The following is a 17,448-nucleotide window of genomic DNA, read 5'->3' on the forward strand; positions in this document are numbered from 1 at the left end:
AATTTATATTTATAAGTATTAACGACGTAAGCCTAAAGCTTTGATTAATTCACGGTAACGTTGAACATCTTTGTTACGTAAGTAAGATAACAAGTTACGACGGTGACCAACTTTTTTCATTAAACCACGGTATGAATGGTGGTCTTTTTTGTGCGTATGTGCATGTTCGTTAAGCGCATTGATCTCTTCAGTTAAGATAGCGATTTGCACCTCTGGGCTACCAGTATCTCCTTCGTGACGCGCAAATTGTTGGATTAATTCGTTTTTACGTTCTTTTGAAATTGCCATGTGACAACACCTCTCTCTTCATATTCGCCGTAAACCGCGCCAAGCGTTGGTGATTCAACTTGCGAAGTAAACGGTCATTAAACATTATACACACCGTAAGCTTTGAATGCAAATAAATTCTTTAGGTAAATTTCAGCCTTTAGTCTCTTGCGAAATATTCATACTATATATACAATAGAGCATAATATCGACATGGAGGCAGGCAATGAAAAAAGATCCAATTCACCCTTATTTAATGGCGTCCGCCATCACTGCAATACCCTTTATTTTAATCTGTTTAACCGCAATGATTGACATTGATTTTTTGACAGTTATCGACCAAAATATTGGCCAACATCTCTATCACTGGGGCCCAGCACCTTTTACAAGCTTTGTACAATATTTTACGCTTATTGGTAATGCCCAAGGAATCATTCCCCTCACGTTGGTGATAGCTGGTGCTTTCTATTATATCAGCCGAAAATGGCAAGTGTTACTTTGGACAGTTTTCACTATTCTAGTTGGCGTTGGTCCTGTTGTTTACATCATTAAAAATATTATCCAAAGACCGCGTCCATCCTACTTGACACATCTTGTCGACCAAGGTGGTTATGCCTTCCCTTCTGGACATGCAACTGGTGCAGTACTCACATGGGCAACCCTAGCTTTCTTAACTTGGTATTATTTTAAAGATCGGTATCCAAAAATGATGCCCTACTTAATTGGTTTTAGCGTATTCATGGCGGTTGCCATCAGTGCATCTCGCTTATACCTTGGTGTCCATTATCTTTCTGATGTCATCGCCGGTTGGTCTATAGGCGCGACTTGGTTCATCCTTTGCTTGAATTACTTTAATCTATTTATCGCAAATAAAACATCAGCGGAAAATGATATACAAACAGCGCACTTAAAAGAAAAATAGCTCATAGAAAAGGCACCGCACACAAAGCGATGCCTTTTTTGCTATTCAAAATTCTATCCTATAATTAACACGAGCGACTCTTCTTTGTAGCTAAGTCAAGTAATCGCTATTTCTTCATTTCTGCTTTTAATTCCATGATAATATCACGAAGTTCAGCAGCTTTTTCAAAGTTCAAGTCCTTGGCAGCTTGTTGCATTTCTAATTCCACATTCCGTAAGGCCTGTTCTCTATCATCCCGTTTTAAGGCCCGTAATTGCTCTGTTAAAGAATTACTCATTTCTTCAGAATTTACGTGCGTAATTCGAATAACATCACGTATTTCTTTCTTGATGGTTTGCGGTACAATGCCATGTTCCTTATTGTAGGCTTGTTGGATACTACGACGACGAGCTGTCTCATCTATGGCCCGTCGCATTGAATCGGTGACCTCATCAGCGTACATAATAACATGCCCATTTTGATTACGTGCTGCCCGTCCAATAGTTTGGATTAGTGACCGTTCATTACGTAAGAAACCTTCCTTATCTGCATCTAATATCGTGACTAAAGATACTTCTGGCACATCAATCCCCTCACGTAGCAAGTTGATCCCAATTAATACATCAAAGACACCTAAACGTAAGTCACGAATAATTTCCGTCCGCTCTAAAGTCTTGATATCTGAATGCAGGTATTTTACCTTAATGCCTACTTCTTCCAAATAATCTGTTAAGTCTTCTGCCATTCGTTTCGTTAAAGTGGTGATAAATACCCGTTCTTCTCGTTCAATCCGATCATTAATCTCACTAATAATGTCATCAATTTGACTTTCAATCGGGCGTACTTCCACAGTAGGATCTAGCAAGCCGGTTGGTCGAATGATTTGCTCTACAATATCATCTTGACCAGATTTCTCTACTTCATAATCCGCTGGTGTCGCAGATACGTATAGGGTCTGGTTTAATTTTTCTTCAAACTCTTCTAATTTTAATGGTCGGTTATCTAAGGCTGAAGGTAAACGGAAGCCATGGTCGATTAAAACTTGTTTTCTAGCCCTATCCCCATTATACATTCCACGCACCTGTGGCATGGTCATATGTGACTCATCCACCATTAATAGGAAATCATCCGGGAAGAAGTCTAGCAAGGTATAAGGTGCCTCCCCAGGTTTACGTCCGTCCATATGGCGAGAATAATTCTCAATCCCATTACAATACCCCATCTCAAGGAGCATTTCCATGTCGTAGCGGGTACGTTGTTCAAGTCGCTGGGCCTCAAGCAACTTCCCTTCATCGTTCAACTCTTTCAAACGTTCTTCTAATTCAGCTTCAATCGATCTGACTGATTTTTCCACTTGTTCATGGTCCACCACAAAGTGCGTCGCCGGATAAATAGGATAATGTTCTACTTCAGATTGAACTTCACCTGTTAAAGCATCGACTTCACGAATGCGGTCAATTTCGTCACCAAAAAACTCCACTCGAACAGATGAAGAATCGTGAGATGATAAGAAAACATCCACAATATCCCCACGTACACGGAAAGTCCCACGCTGGAAGTCAATATCATTTCGTTCATACTGATTTTCAACTAAACGACGCATAAAGTCATCTCTAGATAATGCTTGTCCTTGTCTAACAGAAATGACATGATCACGATATTCTGTAGGATTCACCAACCCATATATACAAGAAACAGAAGCTACTACAATCGTATCACGACGCTCCAAAATAGCAGACGTTGCCGAATGCCGCAACTTATCTATCTCATCGTTCACAGAAGCTGACTTTTCAATGTAGGAGTCACTTGATGGCACATAAGCTTCTGGTTGATAGTAGTCATAATAAGACACAAAATATTCTACCGCATTATTCGGGAAGAATTCTTTTAATTCCCCGTATAATTGCCCAGCAAGGGTCTTATTATGGGCTAATACCAAAGTCGGTCGATTGGTTTGTTGGATCACATTCGCCATGGTAAAGGTCTTCCCAGTACCCGTACCACCCAATAGGACTTGTGCCTTGTCGCCCGCCTCCACCTGTTCTACAATTCTTCTAATGGCTTCCGGTTGGTCACCACTCGGTTCATATTCCGAAACTAAATCGAATTGGTCTATCATCATGAACCTCTCTTCCTTTTAAAATACACTATTTCATACCTTTTTATTATACCACCTATCCCAATAAAGCCGAAACTTTACCCCTTGAAAAAGGGGGCACGCGACTTGGTTAACCCTTTTTGTTGATATGCGTATACAAAGTAACGTTGCAGTTCTTACTAGTAGTCAATTTTTAGAAATACGTAACCACATTCCCTACTATCACAAATTTACCTTGACTTATCCCTTGTTATTTCTGTATAATATTGTCTGTTAGTGACAAGTTCACTTTTATAATTTGACAGGAAAGTGGGTGTTTTTAATGCCAAATATTGAATCAGCAATCAAACGTGCTCGTCAAAACGAAACTGCTAACGCTCGTAACAGTGCGAAAATCGCTTCTGTACGTACAGCTATGAAACACTTTGAACAAGCAGTTGCAGAAAACGCAGATAACAAAGACGAATTATTACGTCACGCTTCTAAAATGTTAGATCAAGCTGCTAGCAAAGGATTAATCCACGCTAACAAAGCTGCTCGTGAAAAAGCTCGCTTAGCAAAAAAAGTATAATCAACATTGGTAAATGGTGTTACCAAAATTGATCATTATAAAAAGCAGGAAAATGACGTACGCATTTTCCTGCTTTTTTCTTACCTTCTTTTTCTTAACTAGCTACACTACCAGAACAAAAATCTAAAATAAACCACTCAATCCCCAGATTTTGGTCTACTTTCCCTTGTTTAATATCAAAGTCTAATTCAACCAACTTCATATAACCAACCATCAATAAATTGGGTGAATAGGGATTAATCGCCTGTCCAGCCATCTTAATCCGGTAAGGATGTACACCAATTGTTTGCGCCATGGACCCCTGGTCATACCCAGCTTTTTTCAGTTGAATAATTTGTGTATATAAACGGAAATTAGACTGTAATAAGCCAAGGATTGCAATTGGTTGATTTTTTTGTGCGATTAATTCACGGTATAAGCGCAAAGCGGATGCCGAATCTTGGCGCATAATATGGTCTGTCAGATGGAAGATATTGTCATCCAATGACGGTGTCACCAATAAGTCTACATCTCGCTGGTGGATCCTTTTCTCTTCGCCAACATACAAGATTAACTTATCCATTTCTCGAATCGATTGTGTTAATTGATAATTGGTTCGTTTCAAAAATAATGCCAAAGCTTCGCGTGTCATATCCACACCTTCAGCAGCGACATATCTTTGTATGTAATCTTTTACTTGTGGCTCAGTCATTATCGAGGTATCTACAAATGTCGCTTTTTTCTTTAATTGCTTAACGATTTTCTTACGACCATCTAATGACTCATAATCTGCCACGATCACTAAAACAACACCTTCTGCTGGGTTATCCAAGTATTCCAGTAGTGAACTGTCATCTTGTTTCATGGCATTTTTCTTTTGTGTCCCGGTTAGAAACGCGGGTTGTCGCATTAAAATCAGCCGTGGTTCATTAAAAAATGAAATGGTATTGGCTTCAATCATGACGTCAGCTAAGCTATCTTCTTCCATATCAAAAGAGATATAATTCATCGCATTAGCATCTTCTTGTAAATACTGGCTTTCAATTGTTGTTAAAAACCGGTTGATTAAGTAGGTTTCAGGCCCTTGTAGTACATATATAGGGTCAATTTGCCCCTTATTCAGCGCCTGTATAGCCTTTTGTAATTCCATAACCTACCTCCTATTTTGATTGCACATGCTCTATTTTAGCGGATTTGGACCAATAAATATAGTGGCTTGCGCCCATTGTATCTGTCCGGTAAATTTTGCTTTCATTCGCTTCAAGGTCAGCTACCACTCGATCTGCTGGATGGCCATACCGATTATTCTTACCTACTGAAATCCAAGCAACTTTAGGATCCATTCGCTCAATGAAGCTTTTTGAACTTGAATGTTCTGATCCATGGTGGGCAACCTTTAAAATATCCACTGGAAGCGTGGGTAAATCATCCTCTGCTACGCCTTCAATGTCTCCAGTAAATAGAAAATGATGAAGCCCTATTTTACCATATAAAACTAGGGAATCAGCATTTTCTCCTTCTCCTATTTTCTTAGGCGCTAAAACTTGTAGTCTACTTGTCTTATCTAATGTCACCTGATCGCCACTTTTAAGCCAAATAACCTGCATATCAGGGTTCCGCCCTGTTGCTATGGCGGCTTGTATGGTCTTTAATGATGTTTTGTCCTCCTGCATACCGATAGGTAAGTATAGTTTTTGAATTTTAAACGTCTTGGCTACTTCTTCAAATGACCCAATATGGTCAAAGTCTCCATGAGTTAAAAAGACACCGGCAATTGTTCTAGTGCCGGCAGCTTTTAGACTGGGGATAATTTGTCTTTCTGCGAGACTGTCACTATCCCGTAATTGCCAATGTTTACTAGGATCTGCTTCTGCTGATATATCGGTAAAGTTTATCTTACCCGCTAAATCAATTAGATAAACCTGCCTTTGGTATGGCGTCTCGATAAAAAAGCTATCCCCCTGTCCAACAGCTAACATGGCTACTTGCCCATAGCTGTGTAAATAAGGATTTAGGTAAATAAAAAACAAGCTAACGGCTAGTAAACACCTTATCAGCAAGTCTTTACGTTTATTAATTGTTGTCGATAAGTTTGCCAAATAAAGCAGTAAACTAACCACAAAGAAAACCAATACCCACGTGTTTAACTTGCCCGTCACCCATTGAAACCATGTCCATTTCTCGGCAAACAAAGCAAGCATTTCTATCCCCTGAATCAAATAAGCCAGCCCAGCTTGTAGCCAGGTAAAGTAAGGGCCTAACCCTATCAGTTGGATGAGTAAGATCAGTAATAATCCAGGAAATAAAAAGCTTGAAAATATAAAAGAATAAGTAAAATTTAAAATGAGGGATACCCATGAAAATTCAAAGTAAGTCGTCGTTAAAAATGGAATGGTCACAAGACTACAGATAAAACTTTGCCATAATTCCACTTGTATGACATTTTTGCATTTTGCTAGGATATATTTCCCGGAGAACAGTACGGTATAAGCTAATGCATAGGTTAGTTGAAAAGACAAAGTAAAAATGACTCTTGGATCTACGAGGAGTAATATGATCATGGACCAAGAGGTACCGATCAAAGATGACGGCCGTTGATTTCGCCTTTTCTTTAAAACGTTATAAGTATAGGCTACAAAAGACCGAATCATCCCATATGGCCAACCCAAAAAGATGGTATAAATCAGTAATATTAGTATGGCAAAGTAATCAAAGACTTCCACTGTCATACCGATTCGAAGGAGTATTTTCTTTAAAAAAGTTAGAAAATATTGCACATGAAAGCCAGAAATAGAGAATAAATGAATTAACCCAATCATTTGATAAGCTTTTAAAACTTCTCCTTCAAGCGCATCCATCTGGTTAAAAAAGAGCGATAAGGCATAAGCTGAAACAGTTGAATTAGCCAAGTTGCCTAGCCAATTCGTTACAGCTTGCCTGTTGTTGGCCAGCCAATATTGACCATCCTCTAAATCCCCTTTTAAAATCACCGTATCAGCTGACATCACCCAGTAAATGTTTTGCTTTGCTAAATAATCCCGGTAATTAAATAAGTGCGCGTTCTGGTTTTCATCAGGTTCATCTAAAGTGCCCAGTACAGTGACCTGAAAAGATTTGTCAAGCCCAATCCAGGCTTTTTGCTCTGCCGCTTCTTTAATCGTATAGAAAACTTGCACCCGTTCTTTTTGGCCCGCAACTGGTGTTTCTCCTTGAAAAGATAGCAAATTACCTGATACTTTTACATCAGTAATAGCAACATCCATCATCAGCTCAGTTTCTGTACCAGATAAATAACTTTCTCGACTATTGTCTAAATAAAGAAAATAGCTGGCGATTAAACAGTGAATAATCACTACCTGTAGGCAGAACTTCTTCTCTTTCAAGGTGAGTATTCTAAGAAAAAATAAGCCATATAGAATCCAAGCCCAAGGATGATTGGTAAGGGTTAAAACAGCTAGTAGGAGGACCCCTAGGCTATGTAAGACCAACTTATATTGCATATTAATTCACCGTGATAAAAGGTTTTAACTTCTCCAACGTTTTTTCACCTATACCAGAAACCTGTTCAAGGTCTTCAATACGGGAAAATGCCCCATTCGCTTCTCTATAAGCAATAATATCTGTCGCCCGCTTCTCTCCAATACCGGATAAAGTTTGTAACGCCGTAGCATCTGCTGTATTAATATTGACAAGTTCACTTTGAGCCGTTTCTTGATTGTCTATGTTGGATTCAGTCATTTGACTATCCATGACTAATGTTTTCGTTGAAGGATTTATTTCTTCCCCAACTTTAGGCACATAAACCACCATTTGATCCGTCACCAATTGGGCCAAATTCACCTGACTTTGATCGGCTTCTGCTGTTAATCCACCTGCCATTTCAATCACATCGTGCACCCGCATACCTGATGATACCGGTACGACTTTGGGTGTTTTAACTGCTCCTTTGATATCTACATACCAAGTTTCACTAGTGGATATACTCGTAGATGCAATTGTTTCCTCATTTACTTGACTGGACATGGCTACACTATTTGTCGTAGCTGCCCCTTCTTCAATGAGCTCTAAATCTTGATGACTATCCATCATTTGATGCGGTTTGCTTTCTGAGAACATGTCATCAATATCCACTTGCTGACTGACAAATAATTGATTACTAGCATACACAACTAAGGCCAACATTGTTAAAAAGACGACAAAAATACCCAACAAGAACGGCTTATACATAAACCATATTTGTTGGATATTCTGTTCATTTATGTCCGTTTTAAATTGTTGTAGCCAATTCTTCAACTGTTGCATCATACTCACCTCACCTATTTTATACGTTTAAATAGGTAAAAGGTGTCTAGCTACTTTTCAAATGTCACTCAGATTTAACTGATTTGAGCATGTCATCTATTGAGTTCAGCGTATTTGGCCTTAATCGCTTCATTGACATTGGCTGGTACAACACCAGAAATGTCGCCATTAAACTTCGCAACTTCCTTTATAATTGAACTTGAAACAAAACGATATTTTTCACTCGATAACATTAAAACTGTTTCAATATCTGGCGCTTGGTATTTATTCATCAAAGCAATATTCGTTTCTTGTTCAAAGTCGCTGGCATTCCGTAATCCACGAATTAAAATACCACACCCTAGTTCACGCGCAAAATTGACAGTTAAACCTGATTTCAAGTAAGTGACTTCTACATTATCAATATGTTTAGTCGCTTCTTGTGCAAGCGCTAGTTTTTCTTCACCAGTAAATAAGGATGTCTTAGTTGTATTAGTGGCTACTGCTACATATACATAATCAAACATCTTAGCAGCGCGTTCAATCATATCTACATGTCCCATTGTTAAGGGGTCAAAAGACCCTGCATACAAGGCTCTTCCCTTTGTTGTCATCTAATCTTCCTCCATTCTGTATACTAGAATTCTCGTGATGCCGTAAGTGACATCTTTGATTTGTTTAAGTGGTCCAAAAGCTTCTGGTAAGGTATCTTGCTTATCTAATTCACAAATTACACGCGCATTTGGTGATAACCAATTATCAGCTAGAAAGCGATTGATAACATCTTCTAATTGTTGCCCTTTGTAGGGTGGATCTAGGAAGACCAAATCAAATTGCAGGTCTTTATCTTCATGTCGTAATTGTTGTAGTGTTTTTCGATTATCGCCACCCTTTAAAACATACTGGTCTTCAATACGAGCTGATGCGATGTTTTCTTTAATAGTTGTTTGGGCTTGGCGGTTTTTCTCAAAGCCGTAAACCACTGCAGCACCTCTTGAAATGGCTTCAATCCCTAATGCCCCCGATCCTGCATAAAAATCTAATACCCTCGTATCTTCATCAAAATAGGGCCCAATGATATTAAATAAGGATTCCTTGATTTTATCAGTTGTTGGCCGGGTATTATTCCCTGGTACCGCCTTTAAACGATGTTTCCCAAATTTTCCAGCTATGACGCGCATAGAATTGTCACCCCACGATTTAGCATTTGTTAATATTCTACCATATCAAGGACACTCAACCTATAAGTGTCACCTCTAAAAATAAACAAGTGGCTGCTAGCAAACTTAATTGCCCTAATGAAAAAAGCGCATAACATACTGAATGCTACGGCCCTTTTTCCAAAGTTTATTTAAAATCAATTAAAGTAAGTAATCTAGGAAATACGGTAATTGCTGTCGCCACCAGATCCAGTCATGTGATACGTCTGGTCCCCATTCTGCAAACCAGGCTGGAATGGCTTTATTTTCAAAGGCCTCACGTAATTTGTAGTAACCAGGTAGGCCATCTGCTTCCCAGTCCCCTAGACCGGTACAAACGATGATATCTGCTTGGCATAAGTGGTCGATAAACCAGGGATCATCCAAGGTCCAAATGTAATCAACTGGCGAGTTGTAGTAAACGGCGAGGTCATCGCCAAAGTCGCCACCAAAGTAACGGACATCGTAAATACCTGATAAGGCTAAAGTTTTATTGAAGACATCCGGATGTTTTAGTTGGAAGTTCAAAGCGTGATAAGCACCCATAGAACAGCCTGTCGTCATCATTGGGTCAAACCAACCAGTGTAGTGCTTAATGAAAGGTATGGCTTCTTCAATTACATAACGTTCGTAGGCATTGTGGGCCTCCGCCCGGTCATGTTGCGATTTCCCTTGGTGGAGCCAAGATTCTTGATCATAGGATGATAAAGTAAAGAATTGCACTTTTCCTTCATCGATAAAATAATGCGCTGCCTCAATCATACCAAAGTCAGCGAATTCGTCTTTTGACCCACCAGATGAGGGGAAGACAACGACCGGAATACCCGCATGACCGTAGCGATTTAAGTGCATTTCTTGGTTTAATTGACCTGAGTAATGGTGTAAGAATTCTGCATTCATAATTGTTCCTCCAGTATGGGTAAAATGACTAACAGCGAATAGCTAGCTTTCTTTGTGTTGGTGAACATAGTTAAAAATTTCTTCAACTTCCGCTTCTGTATCTGCTAGAATGCCGAAAAATTGATTACCTTGCAAGGCTGCAAAGGCATCCGGTAAGCGTTTTGAGAAGACGAGTCGGTCGCCATAATGACTACGTAATGCAACTTCATCATGGGCGTAAGTATTTTGATCACGGTGAGTAATGGCTACACAATATCGAGCCGGTTCATTAGGCGTTTCAATAGGTTTGCCATCTACAATACGGGCATATTGACGGAACAAGTCGATATGATTAGCAAAGTTATACATATCAATTGCATACCCGCCTGCTACTCGATTATTGTATTCAACTACTAAATAATCATCCCCATCTTCAAAGAATTCAATATGGAAAAAGCGTTCTTTCATGCCAAATTGTTTCACGATGGCTTGACCATATGCACGTAGTTTTTCTGGCAATTCTTTTTGGATGATATAACCATAGTCTAATTGGTATTTCAATACCTCTAAGGTTGGGTCACGGTAATATAAACCAGTTTCAAAGACGATTTCGCCATTTTGATCGATCAATCCATCATAAGATAATAATTTTGCATCTTCAATATAAGGTTCAAAGAAATAGGCATCCTTTTCATCCCAGTCAGCAATAAATTGCGCCACTGCTTCTTGATCTTTTAACTTGTAAGTCCCTGAAGACCCCACACCTGAGTTGGGTTTGGCTACTAAAGGAAGGCCAAGTTCCTTGACGATTCGGTTGATGGTTCCTTTTTTATTGGCCACTTTTCCTGGAACCGTTGGAACGCCCGCCTTGGTAAATAATTTCTTCATTTCAGACTTAAATTTAACCTTGCGCAAATCTTTTGGCTTGTTTCCGGGAATATTAAACTGTTCACGAATCTCAGCTTCCAAATTCAACCAATACTCATTTTGCGACTCAATCCGGTCAATCTTTCCATGTTTAAAGAATAAGTAAGCCACAGCTCTTTTTACTTCATCAATATTTTCTAAATCATTCACTTTATAGTATTCAGTTAAATCATCTTTTAAGGATTGTGGTAATTGGTCATAAGGTTCCTGACCGATGCCAAGAACGTTGAAACCTTGCTGTTTTAACCGGTTAGTAAATAATTGAAAATTCTCTGGATAAAAAGGTGATGTTACAATAAAATTCATGTCAGTTCCTCCGCTCAAGGTCTTTTTTACTATACATTAATATTTGATTAGAACTTATCAATCATTATAAGTGGTAACTCATGCAAAAGCAATTGCATTTAAGTTATGGGAAACGCATTCATTCGCTCTTTTAAAGCCTGCATAACGGGCATCCTGTATCATTTGAACTTAATATACGCATCGGTTAAAATGGACAACGGAGGTGTTTTATGACACAAGAAGTTACTTTAAGATCTGCCCAACCAGCAGATTATCCTGCACTACATGCATTAAACCGTGGTGCTTGGTTTAAATCAGATTATATTGCATATCCTGAAGCAACAAACGCATACGTAGACTTAGACTTAAATAGTTCCCTGAGTAATGCTTCTATGGCTACGGTAGCTGAAGTCGATGGGAAAATCGCTGGTGTGATTTTGGTTTCTGCTGATTCAGAACCTAAATACGGACGCATGTTAATGCAATCCACTATTGATGCTGCGGCAACTCTCCACGCACAAGGACAAGAAATTGCCGACTACTTTTATGACCGAATGAAAGTAGAAAGTGAATATGATGCACAATTACTAGAACAAGCACAGGCAAATACGGACTATGATGGTCGTATCGTTTTATTCATCATGGATCCAGAATTCCAAGGACTAGGTATTGGTAGCAAGTTATTCCAAGCGGCTAAAGACTATTTTGAAGCCACTAACGTGCAAAATTATTACCTATTCACTGACTCTTCATGTAATTATCCTTTCTATGACCACAAAGGAATGCACCGTGCAGGTAACATAACTTATCATCAACCCGGTCTATTTGAACCGTTTGATGGTTCAAAAAGTACTGAACCTTTTGAATTTTTCATCTATGATAATCAATAACTATAAATAAGGAGGCATGACACTGTTGTCATAGCCTCCTTATTTCATTGAATTTACTTTTTAAAATTAATAATAAGAATTAAGTTTACATACTTAAAATAGCGTTGATAAATAGTTTAAATTATTCATCAACGCTATATATCATAATTATATATCTTTAACTCGATGCAAATAATAATTCATCTAGATCAAATATTTCAATATATTTATGTGTATGTTGTTTAATTAAGCCTTTATCCTCTAACGAAGAGAACTTCCGACTGATTGTTTCCGGCGTTGTACCTAAATAAGAAGCTAGCTCCTTTTTTGACATTGGTAAAGTCACATAAGTATGATTTTCCTCATCTTCAACATATTCTGCTAGAAAATTAATAATACGAGACTCTACCTGCTCCATACCAACTTGCATCGTTTGCTTTTCTGATACCTGTAAACGCTTCGTTACATCTGAAAGTATTCGTCTCATAATTTCTGGGTAAGCATCTAGATAATTATCCATATCTTTTTTATGAATTCTACATATGCTTACTTCTGATATTGCTTCAGCATAATTAGAATGGTAACTTTCAGTTTGAAAAATAGCCACTTCTCCCATAAAATCACCAGGATTTAGTATACGTACAGTTTGTTCACGACCGGATTCATTTAAGTGATAAATACGTACACGCCCATTATTTACGATATATAGTGTGTCATCTTTATCACCATTTCCAAATAATAACGCATTCTTTGCATAATGTACTTCACGCGCTGATTGTGCAATCAAACTCATTTGTTCTTCATTTAAGTGGTTAAAAATTGGTACTAACCGTATACAATCTACATGACTATGGTGATGGTGGTGTGCCATACAAGTTTCCTCCTAATTAATCGTTATCTATATAGTCATCGTCTTCTAACGCATCCTTATTAACAAAGGCTTGAAGTTGCCAAATATTTACATCTAAATAATCTTTATAACTAATTAGTAAATCCTCTAACGCATCATCAGCTTCTTCTTGAGCTAAACGCGTTGCACGAACGGTAAATTCACGATTAGTTCTAAAATCCTCTACTAACTGTAAGACCATTTCTTCAGCAGAATAATATTTTTCAGATGAATCTTCAGAGATTATGGTAAATTCCTGAAATTCAGCAGTTGTTGATGCTGGCTTAAATCCTGATGCTAGTAAACGTTCTGCAATTTTATCAAACCATGTCTCATTCTCATTATACAATTTCTCAAATAACTCATGCAATGCATAGAAATTTGCTCCTTTTACATACCAATGATATTGATGTAATTTTACATGTAAGGTATGAATATTGGCGAGTACATGATCTGTAACAGCTGCAGCATTAATCTTGGTATGGTGAATGTGTTCTTTATAGGCTTTTTCAGCAGCTAATTTTTCTTGTCTTTCGTTTAATGTTGTCATTTTATAATCCTTCCTTTACTTTTGAACTAATAACGGCATACCCTAAGTTTTCAATTGTGTTTTCAATTGTACTCAAATTGACCTGTTCTTCATCAAAATCCACTTTTACCTTACTTGCATTAAACAGCACTTTTACAGAATCTTTGTCTACTCCAGCAGTCTGCTTTAAACCACTTTCAATTTTTTGTAAACATGATGGGCAAGTTAATGTTTCTAATTTTAATGTCGCTTTCGTCATATCTATCACTCCTTTAATTAAATTATATAAAGTATTTTTTTTTAAATAATTGATGCGGATCAATTATTTTAATTGATATCCTCTTAATCTCATTGCATTTAAAATAACGACCAAAATACTAGCCTCATGAACTAACATTCCAATTGACATAGACATCCATTCACTGAATATTAAACTAACGAGTAATATTATCACCACACCAACAGCAATAAGAATATTTTGTCGCATATTCGCATATGTCCCTTTAGCTAAACCTAAAGCATGGGGGAGACGATTAAAATTGGAATTCATCAAAACAACATCTGAACTTTCAATGGCTACATCTGTTCCATTTCCCATAGCTATCCCTACTTCTGCAGTAGCTAGAGAGGGGCTATCATTCACACCATCACCAATAAAAGCAACAATTTCACCATTAGACTGTCTTTCTTTTAGAAATGACTGCTTATCTTCAGGCAGCATATCGCCATGGGCCTCGGTTAAGCCTAGCTCCTTTTTAACTAAATTAACTGTACCTTGATTATCCCCTGATAATACAATGAGGTTGTTAACTCCAAGTGATTTTAATTTTTGTAAGTTTTGTTTTACACCTGGTCGAACTTGGTCACGGATTCCCATTAAAATTGTTAACTGATGATCAACTGCTGTTAATACAATTGAACTACCAGCTCTTTCTAAGGCATCTAATTTTCTAAGCACATCATCAGATAGTGGTATACTTTCTTGTTCCATTAAAGATTTGTTCCCTACCGCAACCATGTGCCCATCAACGTGGGCAATTATACCCCCACCTTTTATCACTTGTGTACGCTCTACAGATCGGGGCTTATATTGCGCTAACTTATTTGTAATAGCGTCTGCTAAGGGATGGTCAGATTCCCTTTCAACTGAGAATAATAGCGATAAATCCTCCTCTTGATTATTTCCATAGTAAACAAATTCGCTCACTTCAGGCTTTCCTTCAGTCAAGGTACCAGTTTTATCAAATAGGACTGTATCTACATTCGCAAAATGACTAATCACTTCAGAACCTTTAAACAAAATACCATTCTTTGCACCATTTCCTATACCCGCCACGTTTGAAACCGGTCCACCAATGACCAAGGCTCCCGGGCAACCAAGTACTAATACAGTAACTGCTAGTGCCGTATCTTTAGTGAATATCCAAACTAATAACCCAATGATAAGTACTACAGGTGTATACCAACGAGAGAACTGGTCAATAAATCGCTCAGCTTCCGATTTAGAATCTTGTGCCTCTTCTACTAATTCAATAATTTGACCAAATGTAGAATCTTCTCCAATTCTATCAGCAACTATTTGAATGGTACCATTATCCATAATGGTACCGGCAAATACTTCGTCACCTTTCTCTTTCTTTAGCGGTAAAGATTCACCGGTGATATTAGCCTCATTTACATGTCCCTTTCCAGTAGTTACCCTACCATCTACTGGAATCTTAGCGCCAGTTTTTACTAAGAGAATATCTCCTTCCTCTACTTCATCAATATCTACTTCTTCAAATTGTCCTTCGTGCAATTGCTTAAAAGCAGTCTCTGGAGCCATTTCTGTCAACTCTTTAATCGCAGATCGAGTTTGCTTAAGTGTGCGCTGCTCTAAATATGAGCCAAATAAAAATAAAAAAGTAACAATAGCTGACTCTTCGTAATTTTGAATAAAGAAAGCACCAATTACCGCTATCGTTACTAAAACATCAATACTCACTACTTTTACTTTCATAGCTTGAAAAGCCTGTATTGCAATTGGTAAAACACCCAATATGGAAGCAATGATAAAAGCACTATTAAAGATAATCGTATTAGTAAAAATGAAATGTGCAATAAATCCTGTAATAATCAGTAAGCCATTAATAACCATGATATGATTTTTATGTTTCAAAATAATCTGTTGCATATAAATCCCTCCTATAAGTTTTTACAAATATAGTATATGCATTTTTGAGAGATCTATAATTGATGCACATCAATTCTATAAGCATAGGATAAAAATAGAAGTTAAAATCTTTTATTTTAAAAATGAATTATTATCCTTGAAACAGAAGTGAAAATTATAAATAAGCGTTTGTTATTTACAGTTGATTGAATCTTTTTTATTTTTTTAATTTTAAAGATCAATACATCTCCTACAAAAAAAGGCTTACACACTTGATAAGACCGTCTAAATTCTGGATAGCATAAAAGATATCAAAAGATTTTTATACACTGGTTACCTTTTTCCATAATATTAACTTATTTAGATCTTGCGCTCATATCTTTCTGAACAAAATAGTTAACTCAAATTTTCCACAAAAAAAAGAGGAAGAAAATTTTACTTTAAAATCTTTTTCCTCTCATTATTTAGTTAACAGAAACTTTTTGTCATAGCCTCCTCTTCTTTTTCTATTTATTTAAAACTATTTGATGGATTGCGTCCGTTAAAACTTTCTTCGTGAATTGACCTGTTCTAAGTAAAAAGGCAAAGTTTGCTACATTTTCTTTAAATACTTCATATTCCTCCATACTTATTTTCGCAATTATTGCATCTGCCTCATCTAGCGAGTCCACGACAAAACCTAATTGATGGTCATTGATCAATTGCGCATTAGATAAATTTCTCGGGACAATAACAGGAATCCCCGCCGCTAGGTAGGTCCCCAATTTATATGAATTACACAAAGCAAAATATTCTTGGATGTCAGGATTTTCTGTCCAAACTAATCCAAATCCCCCTTCAGACAAATGACTAACTAATGCTGCATCTGAATGCCAACCTAAGTAGGTTGTTTTTTCATTCAAGTCTTCTCCTATAGGATTTGAATACACTTTAAGTGGTATCTCTCCAGCCCAATCTTTTACAAAATCAAATTTTTCTGCACTTCCAGCAAAGTGAATTTCACGCTTAAAAGTTGTTTTGGACAGATCATAAGCTATTGGATGATCCCACATTTGTTGAATAATGATGTTTTCAATAGTTAATCCTTCTTCAATGAGGCGATTTTTCATATTTTCTGAAGGTACAATCAAACAATCAACTTGATTAAAGAGTTCAATATATGGTGCCATTAAATAGTAATTAGATTTAAACTGTAATGGGACGACATCATGTAAATAGATAGCGATTTTTACATTCCGATAACTTTTTAATTTGTTGACTAAGGCTTGTTCAAACTCTAAAGAGTTCCAGGTAGGCAGTTGTAAAATAACAATATCTTCTGCAGAAACGGAAGCAATAATACCATCTAGCCGAGTCGATAGTTCACCGGGACTGTCCACAGTTATGGGATAGTTATAGATGCCCAGTTCATTAATTCCTAACTCTCTAGCCACTTGAGCCGTCATGTTTTGTGAAATCATTGCCGTTGATTCACTAGATTGTCCATACAAATTTGTAATATGTGTCCGCATGTCTTCCCCCTCTAAAATAACATTATAAGAATTCTAAGTAGTCCGAAAATCACCGATCCACCAATAATGATAGACATTAGTGTCCCAATGGTATTCTTTGGTTTCTTTTTA

General features: G+C 37.4%; 17 protein-coding genes. 3 read left to right on the plus strand and 14 right to left on the minus strand.

The features are described 5' to 3' along the window. Positions 1 to 18 precede the first annotated feature (18 nt). On the minus strand, positions 19 to 288 hold the full coding sequence (gene rpsO, locus CJ191_RS02105) for a 30S ribosomal protein S15 (RefSeq protein WP_070468351.1): 270 nt from the start codon (positions 286 to 288) through the stop codon (positions 19 to 21). A gap of 205 nt (positions 289 to 493) precedes the next feature. Between rpsO and CJ191_RS02110 the strand changes: the two genes are divergently transcribed. Then, complete coding sequence (locus CJ191_RS02110) at positions 494 to 1,189, plus strand: phosphatase PAP2 family protein (protein WP_102198844.1); 696 nt, start codon at positions 494 to 496, stop codon at positions 1,187 to 1,189. Between the two features lie 106 nt (positions 1,190 to 1,295). Here CJ191_RS02110 and uvrB read toward each other — a convergent pair whose 3' ends face one another. Beyond that, positions 1,296 to 3,290, minus strand: coding sequence for an excinuclease ABC subunit UvrB (uvrB, locus tag CJ191_RS02115; protein ID WP_102198845.1), 1,995 nt, complete (start codon positions 3,288 to 3,290; stop codon positions 1,296 to 1,298). Between the two features lie 298 nt (positions 3,291 to 3,588). On the opposite strand from uvrB, the gene rpsT reads away from it, so the two are divergent. Beyond that, positions 3,589 to 3,837 (plus strand): 30S ribosomal protein S20, encoded by a 249-nt coding sequence (gene rpsT / locus CJ191_RS02120; RefSeq protein ID WP_102198846.1) that lies wholly within the window; start codon positions 3,589 to 3,591, stop codon positions 3,835 to 3,837. Positions 3,838 to 3,931: 94 nt separating this feature from the next. On the opposite strand, the gene holA is transcribed toward rpsT, so the two are convergent. From holA to CJ191_RS02155, 7 genes are all read right to left on the minus strand, one after another. After that, positions 3,932 to 4,966 (minus strand): DNA polymerase III subunit delta, encoded by a 1,035-nt coding sequence (holA, locus tag CJ191_RS02125; RefSeq protein WP_070468343.1) that lies wholly within the window; start codon positions 4,964 to 4,966, stop codon positions 3,932 to 3,934. Positions 4,967 to 4,976: 10 nt separating this feature from the next. Beyond that, a complete protein-coding gene (locus CJ191_RS02130; protein WP_102198847.1) occupies positions 4,977 to 7,316 on the minus strand; it encodes a DNA internalization-related competence protein ComEC/Rec2 in 2,340 nt (779 codons plus the stop codon). Between the two features lies 1 nt (position 7,317). After that, a complete protein-coding gene (locus CJ191_RS02135; protein ID WP_246819058.1) occupies positions 7,318 to 8,121 on the minus strand; it encodes a helix-hairpin-helix domain-containing protein in 804 nt (267 codons plus the stop codon). A gap of 89 nt (positions 8,122 to 8,210) precedes the next feature. Next, complete coding sequence (gene coaD, locus CJ191_RS02140) at positions 8,211 to 8,711, minus strand: pantetheine-phosphate adenylyltransferase (RefSeq protein ID WP_070468341.1); 501 nt, start codon at positions 8,709 to 8,711, stop codon at positions 8,211 to 8,213. Then, positions 8,712 to 9,278: a 16S rRNA (guanine(966)-N(2))-methyltransferase RsmD gene (gene rsmD, locus CJ191_RS02145; protein ID WP_070468336.1), complete on the minus strand. Its 567-nt coding sequence runs from the start codon at positions 9,276 to 9,278 to the stop codon at positions 8,712 to 8,714. A gap of 180 nt (positions 9,279 to 9,458) precedes the next feature. Next, positions 9,459 to 10,196: an esterase family protein gene (locus CJ191_RS02150; RefSeq protein ID WP_102198848.1), complete on the minus strand. Its 738-nt coding sequence runs from the start codon at positions 10,194 to 10,196 to the stop codon at positions 9,459 to 9,461. Between the two features lie 42 nt (positions 10,197 to 10,238). Beyond that, positions 10,239 to 11,408 carry an ATP-grasp domain-containing protein gene (locus CJ191_RS02155; RefSeq protein WP_102198849.1) on the minus strand — a complete coding sequence of 390 codons (1,170 nt, stop codon included), beginning with the start codon at positions 11,406 to 11,408 and terminating at the stop codon, positions 10,239 to 10,241. Positions 11,409 to 11,617: 209 nt separating this feature from the next. On the opposite strand from CJ191_RS02155, the gene CJ191_RS02160 reads away from it, so the two are divergent. Next, on the plus strand, positions 11,618 to 12,277 hold the full coding sequence (locus CJ191_RS02160; protein WP_102198850.1) for a GNAT family N-acetyltransferase: 660 nt from the start codon (positions 11,618 to 11,620) through the stop codon (positions 12,275 to 12,277). Between the two features lie 157 nt (positions 12,278 to 12,434). Here CJ191_RS02160 and CJ191_RS02165 read toward each other — a convergent pair whose 3' ends face one another. The 5 genes from CJ191_RS02165 to CJ191_RS02185 form a co-directional block, all read right to left on the minus strand. Next, positions 12,435 to 13,127: a Crp/Fnr family transcriptional regulator gene (locus tag CJ191_RS02165; RefSeq protein WP_070468328.1), complete on the minus strand. Its 693-nt coding sequence runs from the start codon at positions 13,125 to 13,127 to the stop codon at positions 12,435 to 12,437. 16 nt (positions 13,128 to 13,143) lie between these two features. Next, positions 13,144 to 13,695, minus strand: coding sequence for a Dps family protein (locus tag CJ191_RS02170; RefSeq protein WP_070468326.1), 552 nt, complete (start codon positions 13,693 to 13,695; stop codon positions 13,144 to 13,146). A gap of 1 nt (position 13,696) precedes the next feature. Then, entirely contained in the window at positions 13,697 to 13,933 is a 237-nt protein-coding gene (locus tag CJ191_RS02175) for a heavy-metal-associated domain-containing protein (RefSeq protein WP_070468324.1), read from the minus strand. Positions 13,934 to 13,996: 63 nt separating this feature from the next. Further along, positions 13,997 to 15,847 (minus strand): heavy metal translocating P-type ATPase, encoded by a 1,851-nt coding sequence (locus tag CJ191_RS02180; RefSeq protein WP_102198851.1) that lies wholly within the window; start codon positions 15,845 to 15,847, stop codon positions 13,997 to 13,999. Between the two features lie 485 nt (positions 15,848 to 16,332). After that, positions 16,333 to 17,337 (minus strand): sugar transferase, encoded by a 1,005-nt coding sequence (locus tag CJ191_RS02185; RefSeq protein ID WP_070468321.1) that lies wholly within the window; start codon positions 17,335 to 17,337, stop codon positions 16,333 to 16,335. Positions 17,338 to 17,448: the final 111 nt, after the last annotated feature.

It is taken from the genome of Aerococcus viridans (assembly GCF_002871935.1).
GTDB classification, from domain to species: Bacteria; Bacillota; Bacilli; order Lactobacillales; family Aerococcaceae; genus Aerococcus; species Aerococcus viridans_B.

What these genes read in the sequence shown, in the direction of transcription:
- CJ191_RS02165 (WP_070468328.1), bottom strand. Translation starts at nt 13,127, where the DNA reads ATGGCACACCACCATCACCATAGTCATGTAGATTGTATACGGTTAGTA.
- CJ191_RS02130 (WP_102198847.1), bottom strand. Translation starts at nt 7,316, where the DNA reads ATGCAATATAAGTTGGTCTTACATAGCCTAGGGGTCCTCCTACTAGCT.
- CJ191_RS02160 (WP_102198850.1), top strand. Translation starts at nt 11,618, where the DNA reads ATGACACAAGAAGTTACTTTAAGATCTGCCCAACCAGCAGATTATCCT.
- CJ191_RS02110 (WP_102198844.1), top strand. Translation starts at nt 494, where the DNA reads ATGAAAAAAGATCCAATTCACCCTTATTTAATGGCGTCCGCCATCACT.
- CJ191_RS02185 (WP_070468321.1), bottom strand. Translation starts at nt 17,337, where the DNA reads ATGCGGACACATATTACAAATTTGTATGGACAATCTAGTGAATCAACG.
- CJ191_RS02175 (WP_070468324.1), bottom strand. Translation starts at nt 13,933, where the DNA reads ATGACGAAAGCGACATTAAAATTAGAAACATTAACTTGCCCATCATGT.
- CJ191_RS02170 (WP_070468326.1), bottom strand. Translation starts at nt 13,695, where the DNA reads ATGACAACATTAAACGAAAGACAAGAAAAATTAGCTGCTGAAAAAGCC.
- CJ191_RS02155 (WP_102198849.1), bottom strand. Translation starts at nt 11,408, where the DNA reads ATGAATTTTATTGTAACATCACCTTTTTATCCAGAGAATTTTCAATTA.
- rsmD (WP_070468336.1), bottom strand. Translation starts at nt 9,278, where the DNA reads ATGCGCGTCATAGCTGGAAAATTTGGGAAACATCGTTTAAAGGCGGTA.
- CJ191_RS02150 (WP_102198848.1), bottom strand. Translation starts at nt 10,196, where the DNA reads ATGAATGCAGAATTCTTACACCATTACTCAGGTCAATTAAACCAAGAA.
- CJ191_RS02135 (WP_246819058.1), bottom strand. Translation starts at nt 8,121, where the DNA reads ATGATGCAACAGTTGAAGAATTGGCTACAACAATTTAAAACGGACATA.
- rpsT (WP_102198846.1), top strand. Translation starts at nt 3,589, where the DNA reads ATGCCAAATATTGAATCAGCAATCAAACGTGCTCGTCAAAACGAAACT.
- CJ191_RS02180 (WP_102198851.1), bottom strand. Translation starts at nt 15,847, where the DNA reads ATGCAACAGATTATTTTGAAACATAAAAATCATATCATGGTTATTAAT.
- rpsO (WP_070468351.1), bottom strand. Translation starts at nt 288, where the DNA reads ATGGCAATTTCAAAAGAACGTAAAAACGAATTAATCCAACAATTTGCG.
- holA (WP_070468343.1), bottom strand. Translation starts at nt 4,966, where the DNA reads ATGGAATTACAAAAGGCTATACAGGCGCTGAATAAGGGGCAAATTGAC.
- uvrB (WP_102198845.1), bottom strand. Translation starts at nt 3,290, where the DNA reads ATGATGATAGACCAATTCGATTTAGTTTCGGAATATGAACCGAGTGGT.
- coaD (WP_070468341.1), bottom strand. Translation starts at nt 8,711, where the DNA reads ATGACAACAAAGGGAAGAGCCTTGTATGCAGGGTCTTTTGACCCCTTA.